A 25,352-nucleotide genomic window follows, 5' to 3' on the forward strand; every position below is an offset into this window, starting at 1 on the left:
GTGGTCGCTCGCACCGCGCTATCGTCGATCGGAACGTCTGGTACCCGCCGAGCGGGACTGGAACGAACGAGAGGACTCCCGTGACTTCCTTCGGGATCACCAACGAGCCTGCGCCTGCACGACTGACGGTCGGAATCGTTTCCGCCGGGCGGGTGGGCACGGCGATCGGCGCGGCACTCGAACGCGTCGGCCACCTGGTCGTGGCCTGTTCCGCCGTGTCCGAACAGTCCAAGCACCGCGCCCGCACCCGGCTCCCGGACACCGAAATTCTCCCTGTCGACGAGGTAGCCGCGCGCTGCGACCTGCTGCTCCTCGCCGTCCCGGACTCGGAACTCCACGCTCTCGTCCGCGGCCTCGCGGCCACCGGTTCCGTATCGCGCGGCACGATCGTCGCCCACACGTCCGGTGCGAACGGCGTCGGTGTTCTCGCTCCGCTGGCCGACCAGGGGGTCGTGCCGCTCGCCATCCATCCGGCGATGACGTTCACCGGCCACGACGAGGACACCGTCCGGCTCGCGTCGGCGTGCTTCGGCATCACGGCCGCCGACGACATCGGCTACGCGATCGCCCAGTCCCTCGTGCTCGAGATCGGCGGCGAACCGGTGCGTGTCCGGGAGGAGCGGCGTGCGCTGTACCACGCCGCGCTCGCCCACGGCAGCAACCACCTCGTCACCCTCGTGGTCGATGCGGTGGAGGCGCTACGGGTGGCGCTCGAGGGTGACGAACTGCTCGGCCAGCAACTCGTCGACGACGCGCCCGGTGGTGTCGCGGAGCGGGTGCTGCAGCCGCTGCTGTCGGCGGCGCTCGACAACGCGCTGCGCCGCGGACCGTCCGCGCTGACCGGTCCGGTCGCTCGCGGCGACGCGCAGGCCGTGGCCACGCACCTGCGGGAGCTCGACGAGGTCGATTCTCGGATCGCCGCCGGCTACCGGGCGATGTCGCTGCGTTCGGCGCAGCGGGCCGGTGCGAAACCGGAACTGATGGAGATCCTCGAAGGGGCTGATCACGGTGAGTGAAACGCAACAGGGCGGCTACGTGCGCGGCGAGTTGACCGTGCACCACGATCCCGCCGGCCTGACCAAGGTCACCAAGGCGCTGCGCGGGGTCGGCCGCACCGTGGCACTCGTGCCGACGATGGGTGCCCTGCACGCCGGTCATCTCGAACTCGTCCGGCAGGCGAAGCTCACCGGTGCCGTGGTGGTGGTGTCGATCTTCGTCAATCCGCTGCAGTTCGGTGCCGGTGAGGATCTCGACGCGTACCCCCGCACCCTCGACGCGGACCTCGCGCTGCTGCGCGAGGCCGGTGTCGAGCTGGCGTTCGTGCCGACGGCGGCCGCGATGTACCCCGAGGGCAGGCGGACCATGATCCATCCGGGTCCCCTGGGTGCGGAGCTCGAGGGCGGCAGCCGCCCGACGCACTTCGCGGGCATGCTCACCGTCGTCGCGAAGCTGCTGCAGATCGCGGCGCCCAACGTCGTGTTCTTCGGTGAGAAGGACTACCAGCAGCTCGCGCTGGTCCGGCAAATGGTGCAGGACTTGAACTTCGACGTCCGCGTCGTGGGCGTGCCGACGGTGCGCGAGCAGGACGGGCTCGCGCTGTCGTCGCGCAACCGCTACCTGGATCCGGAGCAGCGCCGGATCGCCACCGTGCTGTCCGCGGCGTTGGTCGCCGGGGCGCATGCCGCCGCCGGCGGGCCGGAGGCCGTGCTCACCACCGCACGCGAGGTGCTCGCCGCCGAGCCCGAGGTGGAGCTGGACTATCTCGAACTGCGGGGTGCGGATCTCGGTCCCGCCCCGGAACGTGGCGACGGCCGGCTGCTGATCGCCGCTCGGATCGGCACCACCCGGCTCATCGACAACGTCGGTGTCGCAATCGGCACCGGATTCCTCGAACGCGAGACCGGCCCGGTCGACGCGTCCACCCCCGACGACCTGCTCACCCGCCGATAGCGCGACCGGCACGAAAAGCTGAGGAGACACCATGTTCCGCACGATGATGAAGTCGAAGATCCACCGCGCCACGGTGACCCACGCCGATCTGCACTACGTGGGTTCGGTGACGGTCGACCAGGACCTGATGGATGCCGCCGACCTGCTCGAGGGTGAGCAGGTCGCGATCGTCGACATCGACAACGGCAACCGTCTCGAAACCTATGTCATCGCGGGCGAGCGAGGCTCCGGCGTCATCGGGATCAACGGTGCCGCAGCACGTCTCGTGAGCCCCGGTGACCTCGTCATCCTCATCGCCTACGGCGTGATGAACGAGCAGGAGTGCCGCGACTACAACCCGCGCGTGGTGTTCGTCGACGCGGACAACCGCCAGGTCGAGCTCGGCAACGATCCGGCGCACGCGCCGGAGGGTTCCGGTCTGATCACCCCGCGCATGCTCGCCACGCTCGACTCCGGTTCGTTGGTGTAGCAGTGCTCCTCGCCGTCGACGTCCGGAACACGAACGTCGTACTCGGTCTGTTCACCGGCAGCGGCTCGCATGCGAAGTTGTTGCGGGACTGGCGGATGCGTACCGATCCGCGGATGACCGCCGACGAGCTCGCGCTCATCTTCCGTGGTCTGCTCGGCGGATACGTCGATCAGATCACCGGTGTGACCGCGCTGTCCACGGTTCCGTCGGTGCTGCGTGAGATCCGGGTGATGCTGGCCCGCTACTGGGAACACGTGCCGCACGTGGTCGTCGAGCCGGGCGTGCGCACCGGGGTGCCGTTGCTCGTCGACAACCCCAAGGAGGTCGGCGCCGACCGCATCGTCAACAGCCTTGCGGCACATCACTTCTACGACGGTCCGTGCATCGTGGTGGACTTCGGGACGTCCACGTGCGTGGACGTGGTCTCCGCGAAGGGGGAGTTCCTCGGCGGCATCATCGCCCCCGGCATCGAGGTGTCGATGGACGCGCTCGCCTCCCAGTCCGCGGCGCTGCGCAAGGTGGAGCTGCTGCGCCCGCGGGCCGTGGTCGGCAAGAACACCGTCGAATGCATGCAGTCCGGAGCGGTTTTCGGATTCGCCGGGATGGTCGACGGACTGGTGCGGCTGGTGCGTTCCGAGCAGCGGGGATTCGACGGTGACGGCGTCGCGGTCATCGGGACCGGCGACCGGGCGCCGCTGATCATGCCGGAATCCGAAACGCTCGAGCATCACGAGCCGGACCTGACGCTGGAGGGACTGCGCCTGGTGTACGAGCGCAATCTCGCACGGCGCGGCGCCCGATCCGCCGCAGTGGGTTCCGCCCGCCGCGATCCTGTGCAAGAATAGTCGCCGTGATCCGCTGCATGAGCGCCCAGGAGTGTTGTCGAGGCTGACGTCCGCCTCGATCGTTCACACCTTCCTGGAGTCTCTCTCATGCGCACTGCGCTTGCTGCATCCTTCGTCGCCGCACCCGCCCACCCCCTCCAGCTCACCACCGAGCGCATCTATCCGGCCGGACTGGCCGCGACCGTCGCGCGCGGCGCTGTGGTCGTCGACATCCGCACCCACGCCGAACGCGCCGCCCAGGGCACCTTGCCCGGCGCCCTGGCCATCTCTGCGGACCTGCTGCCCCGGCGTCTGCATCCAGCCGACGACGAGCGCCTGGCGGTGGCTGTCGACCGTGACGTCGAGTGGGTCGTGGTCTCGGCCTCCGGCGCGGAGACCGACACGGTCGTCGCTGGGCTGCAGGCCCTCGGTCTGCGCCGCGTCACCGGTCTCGCCGGCGGGTACGCGGCCCTGGCGGCGGCCGGGGCGACCGGTGCGATCGCCGCTGCCCCGCACGTCGAGGACGACGTGGCGCGCGTCACCGCACACTGATCCGCCGGGGCACCGGTGTCCCCGGGCGCGTCGGTGCTGCGCGGGCGTCCGACGCGGTCCGATAGTCTGGTCACCCGTGAGTGATGCACCGGTTCAGCAGTCCGACGACACCCCCGAGCAGATCCGTATCCGCCGCGAGAAGCGCGAACGGATCCTGGCGCAGGGCAAGGACGCGTACCCCGTCGTCGTGCCGCGCACTCACACCCTCGCGGAGATCCGCGAGAAGTACCCCGACCTCGAGCCCGACACCGTCACCGGTGAGCAGGTCGGCGTCGCCGGCCGGGTCATCTTCTTCCGCAACACGGGCAAGCTCTGCTTCGCCACGCTGCAGGAGGGCGACGGCACCCAGTTGCAGGCGATGATCAGCCTGAACGGTGTCGGCGAGGAGTCCCTGGCGGCGTGGAAGCACGAGGTGGACCTCGGCGACTTCGTGTTCGTGCACGGCGAGGTGATCAGTTCTCGCCGCGGCGAGCTCAGTGTCATGGCGGACTCGTGGCAGATGGCCGCGAAGGCCCTGCGCCCGCTGCCGGTCGCGCACAAGGAGATGAACGAGGAGACCCGCGTCCGGCAGCGTTACGCCGACCTGATCGTGCGTCCCGAGGCTCGCGCCAACGCCCGCATGCGTGTCGCCGTGGTGCGCGAACTGCGCAATGCTCTCGAGCGGCGTGGCTTCCTCGAGGTCGAGACCCCGATGCTGCAGACCCTGCACGGTGGTGCGACGGCGCGTCCGTTCGTCACCCATTCGAACGCGCTCGACATGGATCTGTATCTGCGTATCGCGCCGGAACTGTTCCTCAAGCGCTGCGTGGTGGGTGGCATCGAGAAGGTCTTCGAGATCAACCGCAACTTTCGCAACGAGGGTGCGGACTCCACGCACTCGCCCGAATTCGCCATGCTCGAGACGTACGAGGCGTACGGCACGTACGACGATTCGGCGACGATGATTCGCGAGCTCATCCAGGAGGTGGCGATGGCGGTGTTCGGCACCCACGTCGTCACCCTCGCCGACGGCACCGAGTACGACTTCGGCGGCGAATGGAAAGTGATGGAGATGTACCCGTCGCTGTCCGCGGCCATCGGCACCGAGGTCACGCCCGACACGTCCCTCGAGGAGTTGCACGCGCTCGCCGATCGGGTGGGTCTCGAGGTCCCGGAGGGTAAGGGCTGGGGCCACGGAAAACTTGTCGAGGAGTTGTGGGAGCACCAGTGCGGCGACCAGTTGCACGAGCCGACGTTCGTGCGGGACTACCCCGTCGAGACCTCGCCGCTCACCCGGCAGCACCGCAGCAAGAACGGTGTGACCGAGAAATGGGACCTGTACGTGCGCGGTTTCGAACTGGCCACCGGTTACTCGGAACTCGTCGACCCCGTGATCCAGCGGGAGCGGTTCGTCGACCAGGCGCGGCTGGCCTCCGCCGGTGACGACGAGGCGATGGTCCTCGACGAGGATTTCCTCGCAGCGATGGAACAGGGAATGCCTCCGACGACCGGGACCGGTATGGGAATCGATCGATTGCTGATGGCGCTGACCGGCCTCGGAATCCGGGAAACAATCCTGTTCCCAATTGTGCGTCCGGCGCGGTAATTGATCCCATTCGATTTCCGTATTGCCATGAATTGATTCCCGGGTATTGTTGTCTCGTACCGCGGGGGGCCGCGCTTCTTCATTCGAGAGGATTTGCAGCACATGGCAAAGAAGGTCACCGTTACCCTGATCGACGATGTGGACGGGGAGACGGCGGCGGACGAATCCGTGGAATTCGGGCTCGACGGAGTCACCTACGAGATCGATCTGTCCGAGGAAAATGCGGCCAAGCTCCGGGAAGAATTGGAGTTCTGGGTCACCCATGCCCGCAAGGTGGGTGGCCGTAAGCGCGCGAAGGTCGTGCCCAGTGCGCCGCCGGCGCGCAAGTCCGCGCGTGGTGGTTCGGATCGGGAACGAACCGCGGAAATCCGGGAATGGGCCCGCAACAACGACATGCCCGTCTCGGCGCGGGGCCGCATCTCCGCCGAAATCATCGAGGCATACAACAAGGCGCACTGAGCAGTAGACGCCGTCTTCCGGACGACCGGGCGATATCCGCGACAACTGTCGCGGATATCGCCCGGTCGTCGTGGTGTGCGGATTACGTTCCCCTATTCGTCCGAAAGCGGAGCGGTCGTTCGGAACGGTGTGGGGCCGGGAAGCGGAGACAAACGTCACAACGGCCCGCGCTTTCGCCCGTCGCGGCGCGCGGGCGCAATTCCCGGGTAGCGTGTCGGCCATGGCAGAGCGGATTGCCGTCCCGGGTGAGACGTGCTGGCGGATCGATCGGGCCGATCGTCTCGCCTGCATCGTCGACGCCGCCGACTATTTCCGGTACGCCAAGTCGGCGATGCTGCAGGCGCGCCGGCGGATCCTCCTGATCGGGTGGGACTTCGACACGAGGATCAAGTTCGAACCCGATCACAAGACCCTCGAGGGCCCGAACCGGCTGGGTGCGTTCCTCAAGTGGCTGCCGCGCCGGCATCCGGACCTCGAGGTGATGCTGCTGAAGTGGAACATCGGCGCATTCGCCGCCATCGGGCGCGGGATGACACCCGTCTTCGTGCTGAACTGGCTGAGCGACCCCCGGCTCCGGCTCGAGATCGACGGCGCCCACCCGGTGGGCGCGGCGCATCACCAGAAGATCATCGTGATCGACGACGTCGTCGCGTTCTGCGGTGGCATCGACATGACCGTCGATCGGTGGGACACCAGCGAGCATCCCGACCACAGCCGCTACCGGCGGGAGCCGAACGGCCGCCGGTACGGACCGTGGCACGACGTCACCACGGCGGTGGACGGCGCGGCCGCCCACGCGATCGGTGAGCAGGCCCGTGCCCGGTGGAAAGCAGCGACGGGCGAGGACCTCGAACCGGTCGAGGCGGACCACACCATCTGGCCCGACGGGTTGCGCCCGGCGCTGCGCGACGTCGACGTCGCCGTCGCCCGCACCCTGCCCGAACTCCGCGACCGGGCGGAGGTCCGGGAGATCGAAGCCCTCTACCTGGCGGTGATCGCCGGCGCCCGTCGCACGCTCTACATGGAGAGCCAGTACCTGGCGTCCCGGACCCTCGCCGAAGCCCTCGCGAAGCGGCTGCACGAACCGGACGGCCCGCAGATCGTGCTGGTCCTGCCGCGCAACGCCGAGGGGTGGCTCGAGCAGAAAGCGATGGACGGTGCCCGTCGCAAGCTGCTGCACATGCTGTGGAACGCCGACGTCCACGGGCGGTTCGCCGCCTATTACCCGGTCACCGCGGGCGGAGCACCGATCTACGTGCACGCGAAGGTCGTCGTCATGGACGACGTGCTGCTGCGCATCGGCTCGTCGAACCTGAACAACCGGTCCCTGGGCTTCGACACCGAGTGCGATCTCTTCGTCGAGGCGGACCACGAGGGCGACCACATCAGCCGTGCGGTCGTCGAGATGCGCGAGCGCCTGCTGTCCGAACACCTGGGGGTGTCCCCGGAGGACGTCGCGTCCGCGGTCCGGTCCGAAGGCTCGCTCGTCGCCGCGGTGGAACGCCTGCGCGGACCGGGCCGGACGCTCGAGCGGTTCGAGCCCGGCACCGTCGCCGACGAGGACAGTCCCCTCGCGGAGAACGAACTCGTCGACCCCGAACGCGCCCCGCAGCGCGTCGGGCAGCGCATTCGCCGGTTGATGCCCCGCTGAGCAGCGTGTTCGCTGCTGGCGTACACGGAGGTGGGAACGCGGGGTCGACGTGCAGCGTTACCCCTCGTAACCGGAGTTGCCGCCGGTGCCGATCGGGTGGAGGGGCAGCGCCTCGAAACGGCGGCAACTAGAGTGTCGAGTGGGGTCGTGGAACCTGGTTCCACTCGACGACTCGAGTGCCGGAGCGAAACGCGGCAGCCGGGTCCGGAACGATCCGCGTACCGGACCTGTCGGCCGGAGAGTGTGAGGGAGTGCGATGTTCGAAAGGTTCACCGATCGCGCGCGGCGCGTCGTCGTCCTGGCTCAGGAAGAGGCCAGGATGCTCAACCACAACTACATCGGCACGGAGCACATTCTCCTGGGCCTCATTCACGAAGGCGAGGGCGTAGCGGCCAAGTCGCTCGAATCTTTGGGGATCTCCCTCGAAGGCGTCCGCAGCCAGGTCGAGGAGATCATCGGCCAGGGACAGCAGGCCCCGTCGGGTCACATCCCGTTCACGCCCCGTGCCAAGAAGGTGCTCGAGCTCAGCCTGCGTGAGGCGCTGCAGCTCGGCCACAACTACATCGGTACCGAGCACATCCTGCTCGGCCTCATCCGCGAGGGTGAGGGCGTCGCGGCGCAGGTGCTCGTCAAGCTCGGCGCGGACCTGAACCGGGTGCGTCAGCAGGTCATCCAGCTGCTCTCCGGATACCAGGGCAAGGAGCCCCAGGAATCCGGCACCAGCCGTGGCGAGGCCGGCACCCCGTCGACGTCGCTGGTGCTCGATCAGTTCGGCCGCAACCTCACGCAGGCCGCGCTCGAAGGCAAGCTCGACCCCGTCATCGGACGCGCGAAGGAAATCGAGCGCGTGATGCAGGTCCTGAGCCGTCGCACCAAGAACAACCCGGTGCTCATCGGCGAGCCGGGTGTCGGCAAGACCGCCGTCGTCGAGGGCCTGGCGCAGGCCATCGTCAACGGTGAGGTCCCCGAGACCCTCAAGGACAAGCAGCTCTACACCCTCGACCTCGGTTCGCTGGTCGCGGGCAGCCGTTACCGCGGTGACTTCGAGGAACGCCTGAAGAAGGTCCTCAAGGAGATCAACAGCCGCGGCGACATCATCCTGTTCATCGACGAGCTGCACACGCTGGTCGGTGCGGGTGCCGCCGAGGGCGCCATCGACGCGGCGTCGATCCTGAAGCCGAAGCTGGCGCGCGGCGAGCTGCAGACCATCGGTGCCACCACCCTCGACGAGTACCGCAAGTACATCGAGAAGGACGCCGCTCTCGAGCGCCGGTTCCAGCCGGTGCAGGTCGGCGAGCCCACGGTCGAGCACACCATCGAGATCCTCAAGGGTCTGCGCGACCGGTACGAGGCGCACCACCGCGTGTCCATCACCGACAAGGCACTGGTCGCCGCGGCGAGCCTGGCGGACCGCTACATCAACGACCGCTTCCTGCCGGACAAGGCGATCGACCTCATCGACGAGGCCGGTGCGCGCATGCGCATCCGCCGGATGACCGCGCCGCCGGACCTGCGCGAGTTCGACGACAAGATCGCCGACGCGCGCCGGGAGAAGGAGTCCGCGATCGACGCGCAGGACTTCGAGAAGGCCGCGAACCTGCGCGACAAGGAGAAGCAGCTCGTCGCGCAGCGTGCCGAGCGCGAGAAGCAGTGGCGCGCCGGTGATCTCGACGTCATCGCCGAGGTCGACGAGGAGCAGATCGCCGAGGTCCTCGCCAACTGGACCGGTATCCCGGTGTTCAAGCTCACCGAGGAGGAGACCACCCGTCTGCTCCGTATGGAGGACGAGCTGCACAAGCGGATCATCGGCCAGGAGGACGCCGTCAAGGCCGTCGCCAAGGCGATCCGGCGTACCCGCGCCGGCCTGAAGGACCCGAAGCGTCCCGCCGGTTCGTTCATCTTCGCCGGCCCGTCCGGCGTCGGTAAGACCGAGCTGTCGAAGGCGCTCGCGAACTTCCTGTTCGGCGAGGACGACGCGCTCATCCAGATCGACATGGGCGAGTTCCACGACCGGTTCACCGCGTCACGGCTGTTCGGTGCCCCTCCGGGCTACGTCGGCTACGAAGAGGGCGGCCAGCTCACCGAGAAGGTGCGCCGCAAGCCGTTCTCCGTGGTTCTGTTCGACGAGATCGAGAAGGCCCACCAGGAGATCTACAACACCCTCCTGCAGGTCCTCGAGGACGGCCGCCTCACCGACGGCCAGGGACGCACGGTCGACTTCAAGAACACCGTGCTGATCTTCACCTCGAACCTCGGTACCGCCGACATCTCGAAGGCGGTGGGCCTGGGCTTCACCAAGGGCACCGGCGCGGAGTCGAACTACGAGCGGATGAAGCTCAAGGTCAACGACGAGCTCAAGAAGCACTTCCGGCCCGAGTTCCTCAACCGCATCGACGACATCATCGTCTTCCACCAGCTCACCCAGGAGCAGATCATCGAGATGGTGGACCTGATGATCGGTCGTGTCGAGGTGCAGCTGAAGAACAAGGACATGGGCATCGAGCTCACCGAGAAGGCGAAGTCGCTGCTCGCCAAGCGCGGCTTCGACCCCGTCCTCGGCGCCCGGCCGCTGCGTCGCACGATCCAGCGCGAGATCGAGGACCAGCTCTCGGAGAAGATCCTCTTCAACGAGATCGGCCCCGGCCAGATCGTCCTGGTCGACGTCGAAGGCTGGGACGGCGAGGGTGCCGGCGAGAACGCGAAGTTCACCTTCACCCCGAGCGAGAAGCCGGCGGCGGTGCCCGACACCCCGGCGGTGGCCCTGGCCAAGGACGCCGAGTAGTCCTGCTGTAGCGAACGCCGACGGGCGGCACCCATTGCGGGTGCCGCCCGTCGGCGTCGGTGTGTCCGGCTCAGCGCCGCCAGGCCGCGGTGTTCCGCCCGGACCAGTTCGCGAGCCGTTCGAGGGGGCTCGCATCCGGCGCGGATTCGACGACCGTGCCGAAGGGAACCCGTCCGCCGCGCCCGGCCGCGGGAATCGTCCGGCGCGCGACGGCGAATGCGGCCTCCACGAGCGCCGTGTCGGGTTCGGCCGGCAGACCGGTGGCGGCGGAAAGGTCCCACCCGTGCACGAGAGCCTCGTTGAGGTTGCTCAGCACCGCGGCGCGTCCGGGCACCGTTCCCCACGGCGCGACGACGGGCCGGTCGAGCAGCTCGTCGTCGCTCCACACCTTCCGGTAGTGGGCCTGCGCCCGCTCGAGTTCGGCTCGCCACGCGTCGTCGGGGACGCCGGTGAGGAATTCCGGGATGCTCAGCGGGTCGCCGCCGTCGCCGATCACCCGCCCCCTGTCCACGGTTGCGACGAGGTGGCCGAGCAGGGCCCGCACGTCGAAATCCGGGCACGGGGTCGGGTCGGTCATCTGCTCGGGGCGCACTCGCGCGAACAGCAGATCCACCCACGCCAGGGCGTCACGGTAGAGGGGACGAGGATCTATGGCGGTGCTCATGTCCGGCCTTCCTGTGGTGTGTCGATGTCGGCGGACACGATGCTTCCGTCGAAACACGACATCTCCTGTCAGGTATCTCTGCGAGAGTGCGGGTATGCGTGCGGATCGGCTGCTGTCCCTCGTCCTACTGCTGCGGCACCGCGGCCTGATGACCGCGCCCGCGATCGCCCGGGAACTCGAGGTGTCGGTGCGCACCGTGCTGCGCGACATCGAGGCGTTGTCCACGGCAGGCATCCCCGTCTACGCCGAACGGGGACGCGCCGGCGGGTACGCGTTGCTGCCCGGCTTCACCACCGACCTGACCGGTCTGACCGTCGACGAGGCGACCGCCCTGCTCGCGGCGAGCGCCTCGGCGACGCCCGACTCGCTCGGTATGGCGCCCGCGTTCGCGTCGGCGATGCGGAAGGTGACCGTGGCGCTACCCGAGGCGCAGCGCACCGCCGCGGCCCGGGTCGGGGAGCGGATCGTGGTCAGTTCGGCGGGGTGGGTGGTCGATCCCCAGCGGGACGAGCACCTCGGCATCGTCCAGCAGGCAGTGTTCACCGATCGTCGCCTGCGTATCCGCTACCGCTCCCGTGGCGCCGAGGCGCGGTGGCGGACCGTCGACCCGCTCGGGTTGGTCAGCGCGGCGGGCCGCTGGTATCTGGTGGCGCTGCATCGCGGCGCCGAACGCACCTACCGCCTCTCCCGCGTGGAGCAGGTGCAACTGCTCGACACCGCGGCGCACCGCCCGCCCGAGGTCGACCTCGCCCGGATCTGGCAGCGGCGCCGCGCCGAGTTTCGGGCCGGCCTGGGCACGGTCACCGCCGCCGTGCAGATCCGGGACCGGCGCCGGGAAGACCTCGCGGCGATCGCGATCCGCGTCGTCGCACAGCGGCCCACAGGCGACGGGTGGTGGGCGGTCGAGGTCGAGTTCGGTGGGGCCGCCCACGCCGGTGCCGCGATGTGGCAGCTCGGCGACGACGCCGAACTGCTCGGACCGCCCGAGCTCCGCGAGCAGGTCCGGTCGGCGGCCGAGCGCCTCGCCGAGCGGCACCGGTAGACCGGCCTGTCACCATGCCGCCGCCGTTCCTGTCGCCGCCGTTCCTGTCACCGCCTCGTCCCGGTCGGGGACGCGGAGTGCGTCGACGAACGCCTCCTCCGCGATCTGGGCCGCGTAGATCGCCGGGTCGATCCGCGCGACGAGGTCGCCGGTCTGGGTGGCCATGGCCCGCAGCGCGGTGAGTTTGCGGTCGAGCTCGGGTCCCCGCAGCCGGACGTGGACCGCGAGCAGCTCCTCGGGGACACCGGTGGGGCGCTCGTCGCTCATGTACATGCCCCATTCCTCGTAGAGGTCCCGGAACCGGGCGAGATGCTCCACGGTCGGGGTGGCGTACAGCAACCGGGACCGGCAGCCGCGGTCACGCCAGGCGCGGGTGACCCAGCGGTGTACGGCGTTGTGGTCCGGGTGGTAGGTCATTCCGTCGGCACCGAAGGTCAGGATCGTGTCGGGGCGCAGATCGTCGAGGAGCCGGCCGGCCCATGCGAGACCGGCGTCGTCGTGATCGGCGAGGGCGCCGTCCGGCAGGCCGAGGACGTGGTGCTCCTCGACACCGAGAACGGCCAGGGCGGCGGCCGCTTCCCAGCGGCGGACCCGGGCCAGCCGTTCCGGCGGCCACGAGCGAGGGTCTGCGGTTCCGTGCTCGCCGGCGCTGGCCGAGGCGCACACGACGCGCCGGCCGGAGTCGCGGGCGGCAGCCATGATCCCCGCGGCGAGATAGGTCTCGTCGTCGGGGTGGGCCCAGATCGACAGGATGGTCCCGAGCGGGGAGGTCGTCGCGTTCATGTCTGCCACGGTGCGTGAGGGGACTCCCACGGCGCCCCCACGTGCTCTCGGGGCGGTGTGATCCGGTGGGAGCGCGACGGGAGCGGACCGGCGCATCGTCGTGGCCATGGACACCACACTCACCATGAACTCGACCCGAGACGCGACGGCGGCCGAGCTGCCGACCGAGATGCTGGAGCGGTTCCGCTCCCGTGCCGGCGAACTCGACCGGTCCAACTCCTACTTCGACGAGGACCTCGCGGAACTGCGAGCGGCCGGCTACCTCGGCGCCGCCGTACCCGTCCGCTACGGGGGATGGGGTCTCGATCTGGCCCGGCTGGCCGCAAGTCAGCGGCGCCTCGCGCGCTACGCCCCGGCGACCGCGCTGGCGATGACGATGCACTCGTACTGGATCGGGATAGCGACCGAACTGGAACGCACGGGCGACACGTCGCTCCGCTGGATCTCGGAGGCCGCGGTGGCCGGCGACGTGTTCGCTGCCGGACATGCCGAGACGGGCAACGACATCCCGGTACTCCTGTCGACGTGCCGGGCGCAGCGCGTGGCGGGCGGCTATCGCCTGACCGGCCGCAAACAGTTCGGCTCCAACGGTCCGGCGTGGCGGTGGCTCGGCGCGCATGCCGTCGATGCGGACGCGGCCGGCGGGCCGCACATCGTGCACGCGTTCGTCGAACGAGGCAGCGCGGGGGTGAACGTCGTGCCGACGTGGGACACCCTCGGTATGCGGCCGACGCAGAGCCACGACACGGTTCTCGACGACGTCTTCGTTCCCGACGACCGCATCGGGCGGGTGGTCCCCGCGGGCGACGGCAGCGATCCGTTTCTCGTGGCGATGACGATGTGGCCGCTTTCGCTCATGGCGGCGGTGTATCTGGGAATCGCCGACCGCGCCCTCGAACTCGCCGTCCGCAGCGCCCGCCGCAAGACCTCGGTGGCGATCGAGCGGGGCGCGCACGCCTACAACCCGTTCGTGCAGCACCAGGTTGCACAGATGTACCTCGAGCTGGACGCCGCCTCGGCGACGCTCGACCGGTTCGTCGCGGACTGGGTGGCCGGCGCGGATCACGGCGACGAATGGGTTCCCAAGGTCTATGCGATGAAGTGGCGGGCGGTGGAAGCGGCCAAACGAGTCGTCGACATCGCTCTCGACGTGACCGGCGGCGCCGGCATGTTCACCGGGAACGAGCTCGAACGTCTCTACCGCGACGTGCGGTGCGGGGGATTCCACCCCGGGAACGACGCGCTCACCCACGAACTCGTCGGCAAGTCGTTGCTCGGCATCCTCGGCGAACAGCCCCGATGGTGAGGTTCCGGACCCCCGGCGGTCACAGGGCTCGGAGCGCATGCTCGGCGGCGGCCTCGCCGTCGAGCATCGCGCCGCGTCGCCGCGCCACCTCGTACTCGTCGTCGCCGAGCTCGGTGCGCAGCCGCACGCCGAGGTCGTCCAGGGCCACCTCGTCGGCGCCGAAGATGCGGTGACCGGCCGCTGTCGCACGCACGGCCCCCTCGAGCACCGCCGCGTCATGGTAGCGGCCCAGGCGTTCGAGAAGTCCGGCGATCGAGCGCAGCATCGTCCACTGCGTCGACCACACCCCGGCCCGCCGCCAGTGCGGGATCAGCCGCCGGTACTCGGCGGCGGCCGCCACAGGGTCACCGATCCGGGCGTCGATGGACGCCTTCGACGCACCGGCGAGGCCGGTCACGAAGGAGGCGTTCGTCTGCTCCGCGATCTCCAGGGCCCGTGCGAAGCGGGCTCGGGCCCGTTCGACGTCGACCGCCAGGTCCGCCTCCCCGGCGCAGTACCAGACGTACGCCGCGTGCGGCGTACGTGCATCGCCGATCTCGACGAGGAGTGTCGCGGCCAGCCCGACGGCGGCCGGTGCGCCCGCATAGCCCAGCGGCAGCAGCTCGCTGGCACGTGCCATGAGGCGCTGCGCCGGGTCGTGCACGGCTGCCGCGGCGGCCCGCCGGTACCAGGCGGCAGCCGCGTCCAGATGGCCTTCGAACAACTCGTAGCTCCCGCGGACGGTCAGCGCTTCCGCCGCCGGCTCGGTCTTCACCCGCTCGACCGCGCGCAGCGCACCGGCGCTGAGCCGGCCGGTCTCGGGTACGTCGCCGGACATCCACGCCGCGTAGGCGGCCACCACCTGCACGCGCGCGGCGAACGGGCTCCGCCCCTCCGGGTCGGCGGCGATCACCATCCGGGCCCAGCTCAGTACATCCGGTCGCAACCGAAAGATCCCGTAGTCCAGCAGGGCATTGACGAGGCGGCCCGCAAGGGCGATCTCGTCGTGGTCGAGCAACCAGCCGAGCGCACTGCGCAACTCCGGTACGGCGGCGTCGATCTGCGACAGGACCGGCTCACCCGGCTGCAGCAGTCGGGAATCCGCGCGGTCGACCCAGTCGACCAGGTGCCGGGCGTGCCGCTCCGCGATCGTGTCGGCCCGGCCCGTGCGGACGAGCTGTTCGGTGCCGAACGCCCGCAGCGTCTCGAGGAGCATGTACCGGCGACCGGGTATCCGAATCACCAGCGAACGCTCCACGAGGTGCGTCAACGCCGCGACGGTCGTCCCGGGATCCGTGCCGCAGACCGCCGCGGCGTCGGCCGCGTCGAACGATCCGGCGAACACCGACAGGTCCGCGAAGGTCCGCCGCAGATCCTCCGGGAGCAGCCCGAACGACCACGACACGGCCGCGGCCAGCGACCCGTGCCGCGGTGTCGTGCGGTACCCCGACGCCAGCAGCTCGAAGCGGTGGTCCAGGCCCGCCGCGACCTCCGCGACCTCGTGGGTGTGCAGGCACGCCGCCGCCAGCTCGATTGCCAACGGCAACCCGTCCAGGCGACGCACGATCTCGGCGATGCAGGCGCGTTCCCGCCCGTCCGGCTCGAATCCGGGGACGACGGCCCGCGCCCGCTCCTCGAACAGCCGCACGGCCGGGGCGTCCTCCCCGTCGTACGCCAGCGTCGGCACCCTGCGGACGTACTCGCCCACAACGCGCAGCCGCTCCCGGCTCGTCGCCACGACCCGCACGTTCGCACATGTGCCGAGCAGGCGTTCGACGAAGGCGGCGATCGGCTCGAGCACGTGCTCGCAGTTGTCGAGCAGCAACACGATCTCGGTCTCGCCCAGCACGTCGGCCACCCGCTCGGCGAGTGCGGTGCCGGGACGGGCGTCGATCCGCAGGGCGGCGGCGACCACATCGACCGCCGAGCGCGGTTCGGCAGTGGCCAGCTCGCACAGCACCACCGGACGGTCGGGTCGGACGGCGCGGAGCCGGTGCCCGGCCTCGAGGAGCAACCGGGTCTTGCCGACTCCACCCGGACCGACCAGGGTCACCAGTCGCCCCGACTCCGTCAGCCCGGTCACCTCCGCCGCGAGAGCGTCCCGGCCTACGAGTGACGTCGCCGGAACCGGCAGCCGGCCCACCGGAGCCCACACCCGATCGGGGGCGCCGGCCAGCAGTTCCGCGTGCTGGGCCGCCAGTGCCGGCGACGGCTCTATGCCCAGCTCGTCGCCGATCAGCCGCCGGAAATCGTCGTAAACGCGGAGCGCTTCCGCCCGGCGTCCGGTTGCCGCGAGCGCCGTCATCAGCAGCGCACGCGGTCGTTCCCTCGACGGCTGCGCGTCGGCCAGTGCGGTCAGTTCGGCGACGAGACCGTCGGTGTCGCCCCGCGCGAGCCGGGTCTCGGCCCGCACCTCCCGGGTCCGGAAACGCAGTTCCTCCAGCCGCGTCGCCTCCATACGGGCCTCGTCCACGTCGTCGAGTTCCGGGTAGGCAGGACCCTGCCAGCGCGAGAGCACGGCGTCGATCTCGGCTGTATCGGTTCCTCCCGCCGTCGAGACCGCGACGAGGCGGTCGGCGTCGACATCCACGCGGGCCGGATCGAGCCGGTAGCCCTCGCCGACGGACTCGATCAGGCCGTGAGGCAGGCCACGACGCAGCCGGAACATGTGGTTCTGCAGGGCGGCGGCCGGATCCGCCGGCAGCCTGGACGGCCACAGGGCCTCGACGGCGGAGTGCGCCGGCACCACCCGGCCCCGCCGAAGCACCAGCAGGGCCAGCAGGCGCCGTTGCAGCAGCCCGTCGGGAGTGATGTCCTGACGATCCCCGTCCAGCACCCGGATCGGGCCGAGCACCTCGACCCGCACCCGGTCGCCACCCGTGGCCACGCCTCCATTGGACCACCCGGGCCGGTCTCCTGCCGAGACCCGGGACGTCAGGTTCGATGCGGGTCCGGCGGGTCGGCCGGCCGCATCGACAACGCCGCGACGAGGAAACACAGCGCCCCGACGAAGGTGCCGAGGTCGGCGAGCCGTGGTGCGAACGTTGCGCCCGCCGGGTCGACGTGGGCGCCGACGGCCGAGGCGCCGAAGGCGAGCGAACCGAGCATGTTCAGCCAGGTGCTGCGCCAGTTGCGGGCGTGCGGGTCCCACAGCGCATCGGTGTCGGTGGTGGCCACTACCGCCAGGGCGCTGCTGACGAGGAAGCACACCGAGCCGACAGCGTCGGGGCGCCACACCAGATTTCGCTCCTCGGTCGCCGTCAGACCGGCGACGAGCGCGAATCCCGTGCTCACGTTGAATGCGAGCGTGCCGGCCCACTGCACCGCGGCCGACCACCAGTCGTACCGGTCCACGCGGGTCGCCACCGGCGGGCGGTGCGTCAGCAGCAACTGCACAGTCGCCGCCGCGGTGAAGAACCACGAGCCCACGAAGTAGAGCAGATTGGAGGTGGCGGCGGGGAGGACGAGCACGCCGCCGGCACCGGCCCCGAACAGGGCGGAACCGATGACGAACAGTCGCGATTCGCGGCGCAGCGTCGGCCGGGTGAACACACCCGCGAACCTAGCGGGCGCGGCTCGCCGCCGTGCAGAATGCGGCTCGCCGCCGTGTGCCGGGGCGGCTCGCCGCCGTGCGGAAGCAGCGCCGCGCCGCGCGACGTGGCGTAGGTTCGGCTGAGAGAACACGCCACGACGAAAGGGACCGATCGATGCCCACACGTACCGCTCGCACAGCCTGGAACGGTGGCCTGCAGGACGGCGCAGGACAGGTCGAGCTCACCAGCTCCGGCCGCGCCACGTTCGACGTCTCGTTCCCCAAGCGGGCCGCGGACGACGCCGATGGCACCACCAGCCCGGAGGAACTCATCGCCGCGGCACACTCGTCGTGCTACGCGATGCAACTCTCGGCGCTGATCGCCGAGGCCGGCGGCACGCCGCAGAGCCTCGACGTCACGGCCGACGTCTCGCTCGGCCCGGACCCGAACGGCGGATTCCGGCTCACCGGCATCAAGCTGACGGTCCGCGGCGAGGTCGACGGTCTCGACGCCGACGGGTTCGCGAAGGCGGCGCAGGGAGCCAAGGAGGGCTGCCCGGTCAGCAAGGCCCTGACCGGAGTGGACATCACGCTCGACGCAGCGCTCGAATCCTGAGCGAACCGGCGAGTGCGCACGTCCCGCGGCGACGACCGCCGGGAGGTGCGCACTCGCGCCGTGTCAGCCGCCGGCGAGCGCGTCGAGGTAACGGCCCATCATCCACCGCTGAGCGAGCGGCAGCACCGGTGCGCCGAGGCGGGTGAACCAGCGACCGGGCCGGGAGACGGCAGTGATGTGCCCGAACACCGCGCCGTCGGGCCGGCGCTCGACCACGAACGCCTCCTCCCCGCTGAGGGGGTGTCCCTCCAGCGTGCCGTAGGCGAAGCCACGACGGTCCGGCTCGTCGACGACGTAGACGACCCGGCACCATGACCCCCAGCGCGCCGGACCGATGGGGGGATCCAGCCGTACCTCCAGCCCCGCCCGCGGCGCGGGTGTATGCGAATCGACGCGAAAACCCGCATGCCGCTGCATATTCCAGTTCTCGAGTACCCGGACGGCGGTGCGGAATGCGACGTCGCCCGAGCCGAGGCGGGAGGTCAGGTGCGCGTGCCGGAACCCCGCCGGTGTCCCGCCACGGGTCGCGCCGACGTGCGGGTAGTTGAACGGGCGCTGCGCGTTCACGTCGGCACGCTCAGCCGCGAGCGGTGTCCTCGCCGGCGGCTTTGACGTCGAGCACGACCTCGAATTCGAGCAGCGACGCGCCCGATGCGACCGGCCGCTTCGCCTCACCCGCGTGCGCCTGCCGGGCCGGGCCGTCCCGCCAGGCCGCGAACGCCTCCTCCGACTCCCACTGGGTCACCACGAAGTAGCGCGATTCGCCCTGCACGGGACGCAGGAGCTGGAATCCGAGGAAACCGGGGGAGTTCTCCACGGTGTGCGCCCGATGCGCGAAGCGTGTCTCCAGTTCCGGGCCGGCGCCCTCGGGGACCTCGATTGCGTTGATCTTCACCACTGCCATGGCGGCGAGCGTACTCCGCTACCTTGGCGGTTGTGTTGCACGACGAAGGTGGTTCCGGGCGGCCCATCCTGCTGCTGCACGGCCTGATGGGCAGCTCCCGCACGTGGCGCCGGCACGTGCCGTGGCTGCGCAGCCACGGCCGCGTCCACACCTTCGATGCCGCCGGCCACGGGCGTCCCGCCCCGGACCGGCTCACCACCGAGGCGTTCGTCGCAGACCTCGCCGCGCACGTCGACGGCATCGGTGAACCCCTGGTGGTGATCGGGCACTCGATGGGCGCCCTGCACGGGTGGTGCTTCGCCGCCGCGTACCCCGACCGGGTGGCCGCCCTCGTCGTCGAGGACATGGCCCCCGACTTCCGTGGCCGGACCGCGGCGGACTGGGCCGCGATGATCGCGCAGTGGCCGCAACCGTTTCCGGACGAGGACGCGGTCGTCGGCTACTTCGGCGACGTCGCCGGACGGTACTTCCTCGATTCCTTCGAGCATCGCTCCGACGGCTGGTACCTGCACGGGGAGGTGGGCACCTTTCGGGACATCTCCGAGGAGTGGGGCGCCCGGCACTTCTGGGACCAGTGGCGGTCGATCTCGGTGCCGGCCCTGCTCGTCGAGGGCGAGTTCACCATCACGCCCGATGGGCAGATGCGGCGGATGGCCGCCGAGCACCCCCGGTCCCGGTACGTCCGGATCCCGGGCGCGGGGCACCTGGTGCACGACGAGCGCCCCGGCGAATACCGCGCCGAAGTCGAACGATTCCTCGACACGCTCGACGAGTGAGCGCGGCTCACCCCTCGCCGGCGAGCGCGAAACGCCCGTCGTCGGTCTGCTCGACCAGGCCGTCCACGAGCAGCGAGTGCAGCGCCCGGTCCCGTTGCCCCGGATCCGCGAGCCACACCTGATCCAGCACCGGCCGCTCCACCGGGACGTCGCTCTCGCGCAACACCGCCATGAGCCTGCCTCGCACCTGCCGGTCGGTGCCCGTGAACTTCTGCACCCGGCGGGGCGGTCCGGCATGGGCGGGCCGCCCCGCCGACACCCACTCGCACCGCGGAAGCGGACACCGGGCGCAGTCGGGGGAGCGGGCCGTGCAGATCGTCGCGCCGAGTTCCATCAGGGCTGCGGAGAACGTCGCCGCCCGCTCGCGGGTGCGTGGCAACAGTGCCTCGACGTCGGCCAGGTCCCGCGTCGTCGAGGGATTGCCGGGCTCGGCCGCGCCGTGCACCGCGCGTGCGACGACCCGGCGGACGTTCGTGTCCACCACCGGGACACGCCGGCCGTACGCGAAACAGGCGACGGCACGCGCCGTGTAGGCGCCGATGCCGGGAAGGGTCAGCAGCACGTCCACGTCCGCCGGCACCTCGTCGCCGTGCTCGGCGGCCAGGACGCCGGCGCACTCGTGCAGCCGCAGGGCCCGTCGCGGATACCCGAGCTTGCCCCACGCGCGCAGCACGTCGGCCCGGCTCGACGCGGCCATCGCCGACGGCACCGGCCAGCGCTGCACCCACTCCAGCCAGATCGGGGCCACCCGGACCACCGGGGTCTGCTGCAGCATGACCTCGCTCATCAGGATCTGCCAGCCGGTGACGCCGTCCTCACGCCACGGCAGATCCCTCGCCTCGGCGGCGTACCAGCGCAGCAGGGCGGTCGCATCGACCGGCATCTCTCACGTCCTCCCGTCGGAATGTCGGGCCGATGTGACCTCGCGGTAACCCGGCCGTGCGAAGCGCGTCACAGGCGAGGGTGGATAATGTCCGCATGCCGAACTCCAACCCCATCTCTGCCTGGAAGGCCCTGACCGAGGGTAACCAGCGGTTCGTCAGTGGTACCCCGCTGCATCCCAGCCAGGGCATCGACCGTCGCGCCGAACTGGTCAACGGACAGCACCCCATCGCGGTGCTGTTCGGCTGCGGCGACTCCCGCGTGGCCGCCGAGATCATCTTCGACCAGGGTCTCGGCGACATGTTCGTCGTGCGCACCGCCGGTCACGTGATCGACGGCTCGGTCCTCGGCTCCATCGAGTACGCCGTGGGAATCCTGGACGTGCCGCTGATCATCGTGCTCGGTCACGACAGCTGCGGCGCGGTCAAGGCCACCCTGGACGCGCTCGACAAGGGGCAGATCCCGCCGGGATTCATCCGTGACATCGTCGAGCGTGTCGCACCGTCGATCCTCATGGGCCGCAACGACGGGCTGTCCACCGTCGACGAGCTCGAGGGCCGGCACGTGGTGGAAACCGCGAAGCTGCTCAGCCAGCGGTCGCAGATCATCGCCGAGCGCGTCGCCGACGGCCGCTGCGCGATCGCAGGCGTCACCTACAAGCTCTCCGACGGCCGTGTCCAGCTGCAGGGGCACGTCGGCGACATCGGTGTGACGGTCGACTGACGCGACACGCCGACTTCGGTGCGGCGGCCCTTCGCCGGTGGCACATACCGTGTGAGACGTGCTTGAACCGAACGGGCCGCTGCCCCCCGAGATCTACTGGCGTCGACGCGCGCTCGCCGTGGGTGTCGGCGTGGTCGTGCTTGCGCTCGTCGTGTGGCTCGTCCTGTCCCTGACCGGAGGGGGCGACGACCCGGAGCCGGACCCGGCGGCCGCCGGCGTCCTGACGTCCGAGACCAGCACCACCCGCACCCCGACCAGCAGCACTGGGGACGAGGCGGACGACGACACGGCCGACGGTGTCGCCGCCGCCGGTCCCGGCGGGTCCTCCGGCGGCACCGAGTCGGGATCGTCCCAGCCGGGGTCGTCCCCGTCGAGCACGACGTCGGGGTCCGCCGCGTCCTCGAGTTCCGCGGCGGCGAGCGCATCCGCCGTCGCCGCCGGCCAGTGCCCGGACCAGGCGCTCGCCGTGCGGGTGACCGCGGACCGGCCCAACTACCAGGTGGGCGAGGAACCCGAGTTCACGATCGTCATCACCAACATCGGCACGACCGCGTGCGAGCGTGACCTCGGCGCGGGTCTGCAGCAGGTGCTGGTGTACTCACTCGACGGCAGCCGGCGGTTGTGGTCGAACACCGACTGTTTTCCCGAGTCGACCGCCGACGTGCGCAAACTGCCGCCGGGTGGTCAGGCCGCGTTCGCGGTGAAGTGGTCCGGAACGACTTCCGAACCCGGATGCCAGGCGCCGCGGGAGCGGGTTCCGGCCGGCGCCTACACGGTGGTCGGCCAGCTCGGCGGCCTGCGCAGCACGCCCGAGCCGTTCAACATCGCCTGATCCGTCGCCCTGTGCCCGATCGGCACCGGGGTGCGGATCAGTCGTACGGGCCGTTGATCGACGACTCCGCCAGCCGTGACAGGCCTTCGCGGATGGAGCGTGCCCACAGCCCGCCGATCCCCTCCACGGACTGCAGGTCCGCCGCCGTTGCCGCCAGCAGGCCCTGCAAGCTCCCGAACGAGCCCACCAGCCGGTGGATCTGCGAGGACTGCAGCCGCGGCACGCGGTGCAGCACGCGATAACCACGCGGACTCGTCGCGGTGTCCAGGGCCTCGATCGTGCCCGGATACCCGAACACGCGCGCCAACGTCGTCAGATCCAGTAGGTCGACGTCGGTGAGCCGATCCAGCGCGGCGAGGGTCTGCTCGACTGCGACGAGCTGCGGGGCCTCCGAACCGGCCAGATAGTCCCGCACGATCAGCTGGCGGGCCAGGTCGTTGTCGCCCACCAGCTCCTCGAGCTGCAACGCCAGCTGGCGGCCGTCGGTGCCCAGTTGGAGCACCTCCTGTTCGATCTCCACCGAGACGCGCCGCACCATCTCGAGCCGCTGCGCGACGGTGAGCGCATCGCGCAGCGTCACGAAGTCCTCGATCTCCACCACCGAGAGCTGCCGGGTGACCTCGTCCAGCCGCGACTTGTAGCGTTCGAGCGTCGCGACGGCCTGGTTGGCGCGCGAGAGGATAGTGGCCGAATCGTTGATCACGTGCCGCTGACCGTCGACGTAGACGGTCACGATGCTCATCGACTGGCTCACCGACACCACCGGGTAGCCCGTCTGGATCGCGGTGCGCTCCGCGGCGCGGTGCCGCGTGCCCGATTCGACGGTGGGGATCCGATGATCGGGTACCAGCTGCACGTTGGCCCGCACGATCCGGCTGCCGTCGGTGGACACCACGACCGCGCCGTCCATCTTCGACAGCTCCCGCAGCCGGGTGGGGGCGAACTCCACGTCCAGCTCGAAGCCGCCGTCGCACAGCGCCGCCACCTCGTCGTCGAACCCGAGAACGATGAGGCCTCCGGTGCGGCCGCGCAGGATGCGCTCGAGACCGTCGCGCAGGGCGGTGCCGGGTGCAAGCCGGGCGATGGTCTCGCGCAGCGTCACGGACGGTGCCACATCGGTCATCGATGGTTCCTTTCCGTGTCCGGCCGGTGCGGCGAACGCCACTTCGTGTCGGTCCGCCCGGGGGAGCCGACCGAACCGCCGACTAGATTACTTCCCCATGAGCGGTACCTGGACCCTGCCCGACGACCTCGCCCTTCCCGAGCTCCCCGACGACCATCCCGGGGCGGGCGCACCGATTCCGTCTCATTGGAGCAGGTGCTTCGGCTGCGGTGACGACCAGCCCGCGGGAATGGCGATGCAGTTCACCTTCGGGGAGGGCCTCGAGGTCACCGGCATGCTCGACGTCGCGAACCGCTACCAGGGCGGTCCGGGCTTCATCCACGGCGGGATCCTGACCACCGCGTTCGACGAGGCGCAGGGCATGGCGTGCATGGTCCTGCGCCGGCCCGTCGTCACCGGCCACCTGCAGATCGACTTCGCCGCGCCCATCCCACTCGGATCGGTGCTGGAACTGCGCGCGCGGATCGACGGCACGGTACGCCGCAAGGTCTACACCAGCGCGGAGGCCCGCATCGTCGAGGGCCCGTTCGCCGATCCGGACGTCGTCGTCGCGACGTCGCGCGGGCTGTTCCTCACCGTCGGTGCGGAGCACTTCGACCGGGCCAAGGACTTCGTCGACGGCGTGCCCGTGTCGCCGCACGGCACCTCGTCCGTCTGACACCGGGGTCACTCCGGGAGGAGGGGCACGGCCGGGTGCGGCCGCCGGCCGAGCAACGAGGCCGAGGTGAGCGCGCGCGTACCGAACCGGCCGTGCACATCGTCGAGCACGGCGTCCAGTGCGCGACGGTCGACAGCCGGGTGACCGGCTGCCGCGCCGTCGCGGGGTGGTTCGTCGAACGGCAGCTCGAGCTGTTCGGTATCGGCGGAGTCGAGATTCGACACGGCCACCCCGATCAGGGTCAGCCCCCGGTCGGAGACCAGTGGCTGCGCGAGTCCGAGCAGTTCCCGCGCGGCGCCGAGGACGACGTCGGTGCGGGCCGTGGGTGCGCGCAGCGTGTGCGATCGCGTCGCCCGGGAGTAGTCGGCGAAGCGCAGGCGCAGCACGACGGTGCGGCCGGGACGCCCGGCCGCACGCATGCGGCCGGTGACCCGTTCCACCAGCATTCGCAGGGTCGCGTCGATCATCTCGGGATCGTGTCCGCCGGCGCTGCGGGGCCGGCCGAGGGCGTGCTGGGCCCCCATGGTCCGGCGCCGACGGTGGGGCCGGACGGGTCGCGGATCGTATCCCTGCGCCAGCGCATGCAGGTGACGTCCCACCGACCTGCCGAGCAGCGCGACGAGCTCGACCTCGCTCTCCCGTGCGAGGTCGGCCACGCGATGGAGGCCGTGCGCGTGCAGCGTCGCGGCGGTCACTTTGCCGACACCCCACAACCGTTCGACCGGTAACGGACGCAGGAACTCGAGTTCCCGGTCGGGCGGCACCACCAGCAGCCCGTCGGGCTTGGCGACCCCGCTCGCGACCTTGGCGAGGAACTTGGTCCGGGCCACCCCCACCGTGATCGGCAACCCCACCTGTTCGGCGACGTCGCGCCGCAGCCGGGCGGCGATGTCCGCCGGGGTGCCGTCGATCCGCCACAGGCCGGCGACGTCGAGGAAGGCCTCGTCGACGGAGACCGCCTCGACGAGTGGCGTGGTCTGCTCGAACACCGCGAACACGGCGCGGCTGGCCTGCGTGTACGCGTGCATGCGGGGAGGAACGACGATCGCCGCGGGGCACAGGGCGCGGGCGGCACGTCCGGACATGGCCGTCACGACGCCGAAGGCCTTCGCCTCGTAACTGGCGGCGAGAACGACGCCGCCCCCACCCACGATCACGGGACGGCCGCGCAGGCGTGGGTCGTCGCGTTGTTCGACCGAGGCGTAGAACGAGTCGAGGTCGGCGTGCAGGATGGTCGCGTGACCGGACACGAACATATGT

25 protein-coding genes are annotated in these 25,352 nt (G+C 70.4%); 16 read left to right on the forward strand and 9 right to left on the reverse strand.

Annotation, left to right across the window (positions count from 1 at the left end; all coding sequences use genetic code 11):
• Positions 1-80 precede the first annotated feature (80 nt).
• The 9 genes from AC2IPW_RS02905 to AC2IPW_RS02945 all read left to right on the forward strand — a co-directional run bounded on the left by AC2IPW_RS02905 (position 81) and on the right by AC2IPW_RS02945 (position 10,272).
• Entirely contained in the window at positions 81-1,016 is a 936-nt protein-coding gene (locus tag AC2IPW_RS02905; protein WP_054371497.1) for a Rossmann-like and DUF2520 domain-containing protein, read from the forward strand.
• Complete coding sequence (panC, locus tag AC2IPW_RS02910) at positions 1,009-1,950, forward strand: pantoate--beta-alanine ligase (RefSeq protein WP_289381495.1); 942 nt, start codon at positions 1,009-1,011, stop codon at positions 1,948-1,950. Before AC2IPW_RS02905 ends, panC begins: the two co-directional genes overlap by 8 nt.
• 31 nt (positions 1,951-1,981) lie before the next feature.
• Positions 1,982-2,419 carry an aspartate 1-decarboxylase gene (panD, locus tag AC2IPW_RS02915; RefSeq protein ID WP_003935999.1) on the forward strand — a complete coding sequence of 146 codons (438 nt, stop codon included), beginning with the start codon at positions 1,982-1,984 and terminating at the stop codon, positions 2,417-2,419.
• Positions 2,420-2,421: 2 nt separating this feature from the next.
• Entirely contained in the window at positions 2,422-3,264 is an 843-nt protein-coding gene (locus AC2IPW_RS02920) for a type III pantothenate kinase (RefSeq protein WP_486376239.1), read from the forward strand.
• A gap of 87 nt (positions 3,265-3,351) precedes the next feature.
• The gene (locus AC2IPW_RS02925) at positions 3,352-3,795 is read left to right on the forward strand and encodes a rhodanese-like domain-containing protein (protein WP_486376240.1); all 444 of its coding nucleotides are present in this window, start codon (positions 3,352-3,354) and stop codon (positions 3,793-3,795) included.
• Between the two features lie 76 nt (positions 3,796-3,871).
• Positions 3,872-5,380, forward strand: coding sequence for a lysine--tRNA ligase (lysS, locus tag AC2IPW_RS02930; protein WP_003935996.1), 1,509 nt, complete (start codon positions 3,872-3,874; stop codon positions 5,378-5,380).
• A 102-nt stretch (positions 5,381-5,482) separates the two neighbouring features.
• The gene (locus tag AC2IPW_RS02935) at positions 5,483-5,839 is read left to right on the forward strand and encodes a histone-like nucleoid-structuring protein Lsr2 (RefSeq protein ID WP_054371500.1); all 357 of its coding nucleotides are present in this window, start codon (positions 5,483-5,485) and stop codon (positions 5,837-5,839) included.
• A 220-nt stretch (positions 5,840-6,059) separates the two neighbouring features.
• A complete protein-coding gene (locus tag AC2IPW_RS02940) occupies positions 6,060-7,490 on the forward strand; it encodes a phospholipase D-like domain-containing protein (RefSeq protein ID WP_486376241.1) in 1,431 nt (476 codons plus the stop codon).
• Positions 7,491-7,746: 256 nt separating this feature from the next.
• Positions 7,747-10,272 carry an ATP-dependent Clp protease ATP-binding subunit gene (locus tag AC2IPW_RS02945; protein ID WP_010594602.1) on the forward strand — a complete coding sequence of 842 codons (2,526 nt, stop codon included), beginning with the start codon at positions 7,747-7,749 and terminating at the stop codon, positions 10,270-10,272.
• Positions 10,273-10,342: 70 nt separating this feature from the next.
• Here the strand turns inward: AC2IPW_RS02945 and AC2IPW_RS02950 are convergent, their stop codons facing one another.
• Positions 10,343-10,936, reverse strand: a complete 594-nt coding sequence (locus AC2IPW_RS02950) for a TIGR03086 family metal-binding protein (protein WP_416062596.1) — start codon at positions 10,934-10,936, stop codon at positions 10,343-10,345.
• Positions 10,937-11,030: 94 nt separating this feature from the next.
• Here AC2IPW_RS02950 and AC2IPW_RS02955 point away from each other — a divergent pair, with 94 nt between their 5' ends.
• Entirely contained in the window at positions 11,031-11,978 is a 948-nt protein-coding gene (locus AC2IPW_RS02955; RefSeq protein ID WP_486376242.1) for a helix-turn-helix transcriptional regulator, read from the forward strand.
• Between the two features lie 9 nt (positions 11,979-11,987).
• Here AC2IPW_RS02955 and AC2IPW_RS02960 read toward each other — a convergent pair whose 3' ends face one another.
• Complete coding sequence (locus AC2IPW_RS02960; protein ID WP_486376243.1) at positions 11,988-12,761, reverse strand: PIG-L deacetylase family protein; 774 nt, start codon at positions 12,759-12,761, stop codon at positions 11,988-11,990.
• 106 nt (positions 12,762-12,867) lie between these two features.
• On the opposite strand from AC2IPW_RS02960, the gene AC2IPW_RS02965 reads away from it, so the two are divergent.
• On the forward strand, positions 12,868-14,067 hold the full coding sequence (locus AC2IPW_RS02965) for an acyl-CoA dehydrogenase family protein (protein WP_486376244.1): 1,200 nt from the start codon (positions 12,868-12,870) through the stop codon (positions 14,065-14,067).
• 19 nt (positions 14,068-14,086) lie between these two features.
• Here AC2IPW_RS02965 and AC2IPW_RS02970 read toward each other — a convergent pair whose 3' ends face one another.
• The gene (locus tag AC2IPW_RS02970) at positions 14,087-16,933 is read right to left on the reverse strand and encodes an ATP-binding protein (RefSeq protein ID WP_486376245.1); all 2,847 of its coding nucleotides are present in this window, start codon (positions 16,931-16,933) and stop codon (positions 14,087-14,089) included.
• A 47-nt stretch (positions 16,934-16,980) separates the two neighbouring features.
• Positions 16,981-17,598, reverse strand: a complete 618-nt coding sequence (locus AC2IPW_RS02975) for a YrhK family protein (protein WP_054371506.1) — start codon at positions 17,596-17,598, stop codon at positions 16,981-16,983.
• Positions 17,599-17,753: 155 nt separating this feature from the next.
• Between AC2IPW_RS02975 and AC2IPW_RS02980 the strand changes: the two genes are divergently transcribed.
• A complete protein-coding gene (locus AC2IPW_RS02980; protein ID WP_003935986.1) occupies positions 17,754-18,194 on the forward strand; it encodes an OsmC family protein in 441 nt (146 codons plus the stop codon).
• Between the two features lie 63 nt (positions 18,195-18,257).
• Here the strand turns inward: AC2IPW_RS02980 and AC2IPW_RS02985 are convergent, their stop codons facing one another.
• Complete coding sequence (locus tag AC2IPW_RS02985; protein WP_486376246.1) at positions 18,258-18,761, reverse strand: DUF1990 domain-containing protein; 504 nt, start codon at positions 18,759-18,761, stop codon at positions 18,258-18,260.
• Between the two features lie 10 nt (positions 18,762-18,771).
• A complete protein-coding gene (locus AC2IPW_RS02990; RefSeq protein WP_003935984.1) occupies positions 18,772-19,098 on the reverse strand; it encodes an antibiotic biosynthesis monooxygenase family protein in 327 nt (108 codons plus the stop codon).
• Between the two features lie 32 nt (positions 19,099-19,130).
• Between AC2IPW_RS02990 and AC2IPW_RS02995 the strand changes: the two genes are divergently transcribed.
• A complete protein-coding gene (locus AC2IPW_RS02995; RefSeq protein WP_486376247.1) occupies positions 19,131-19,874 on the forward strand; it encodes an alpha/beta fold hydrolase in 744 nt (247 codons plus the stop codon).
• 7 nt (positions 19,875-19,881) lie between these two features.
• On the opposite strand, the gene AC2IPW_RS03000 is transcribed toward AC2IPW_RS02995, so the two are convergent.
• Positions 19,882-20,757 (reverse strand): HhH-GPD family protein, encoded by an 876-nt coding sequence (locus AC2IPW_RS03000; RefSeq protein ID WP_003935982.1) that lies wholly within the window; start codon positions 20,755-20,757, stop codon positions 19,882-19,884.
• Positions 20,758-20,852: 95 nt separating this feature from the next.
• Between AC2IPW_RS03000 and AC2IPW_RS03005 the strand changes: the two genes are divergently transcribed.
• Together AC2IPW_RS03005 and AC2IPW_RS03010 are read left to right on the forward strand one after the other, a co-directional pair.
• Complete coding sequence (locus AC2IPW_RS03005; RefSeq protein WP_003935981.1) at positions 20,853-21,479, forward strand: carbonic anhydrase; 627 nt, start codon at positions 20,853-20,855, stop codon at positions 21,477-21,479.
• A gap of 58 nt (positions 21,480-21,537) precedes the next feature.
• Positions 21,538-22,311 carry a hypothetical protein gene (locus AC2IPW_RS03010; RefSeq protein ID WP_040781906.1) on the forward strand — a complete coding sequence of 258 codons (774 nt, stop codon included), beginning with the start codon at positions 21,538-21,540 and terminating at the stop codon, positions 22,309-22,311.
• 37 nt (positions 22,312-22,348) lie between these two features.
• Here the strand turns inward: AC2IPW_RS03010 and disA are convergent, their stop codons facing one another.
• Positions 22,349-23,434, reverse strand: a complete 1,086-nt coding sequence (gene disA, locus AC2IPW_RS03015) for a DNA integrity scanning diadenylate cyclase DisA (protein WP_003935979.1) — start codon at positions 23,432-23,434, stop codon at positions 22,349-22,351.
• 97 nt (positions 23,435-23,531) lie between these two features.
• Between disA and AC2IPW_RS03020 the strand changes: the two genes are divergently transcribed.
• Positions 23,532-24,092 (forward strand): PaaI family thioesterase, encoded by a 561-nt coding sequence (locus tag AC2IPW_RS03020; RefSeq protein ID WP_040781904.1) that lies wholly within the window; start codon positions 23,532-23,534, stop codon positions 24,090-24,092.
• Positions 24,093-24,100: 8 nt separating this feature from the next.
• Here AC2IPW_RS03020 and dinB read toward each other — a convergent pair whose 3' ends face one another.
• Positions 24,101-25,348: a DNA polymerase IV gene (gene dinB, locus AC2IPW_RS03025; RefSeq protein WP_486376248.1), complete on the reverse strand. Its 1,248-nt coding sequence runs from the start codon at positions 25,346-25,348 to the stop codon at positions 24,101-24,103.
• Positions 25,349-25,352 lie beyond the last annotated feature (4 nt).

Source organism: Rhodococcus sp. NS-SX18 (genome assembly GCF_057367935.1).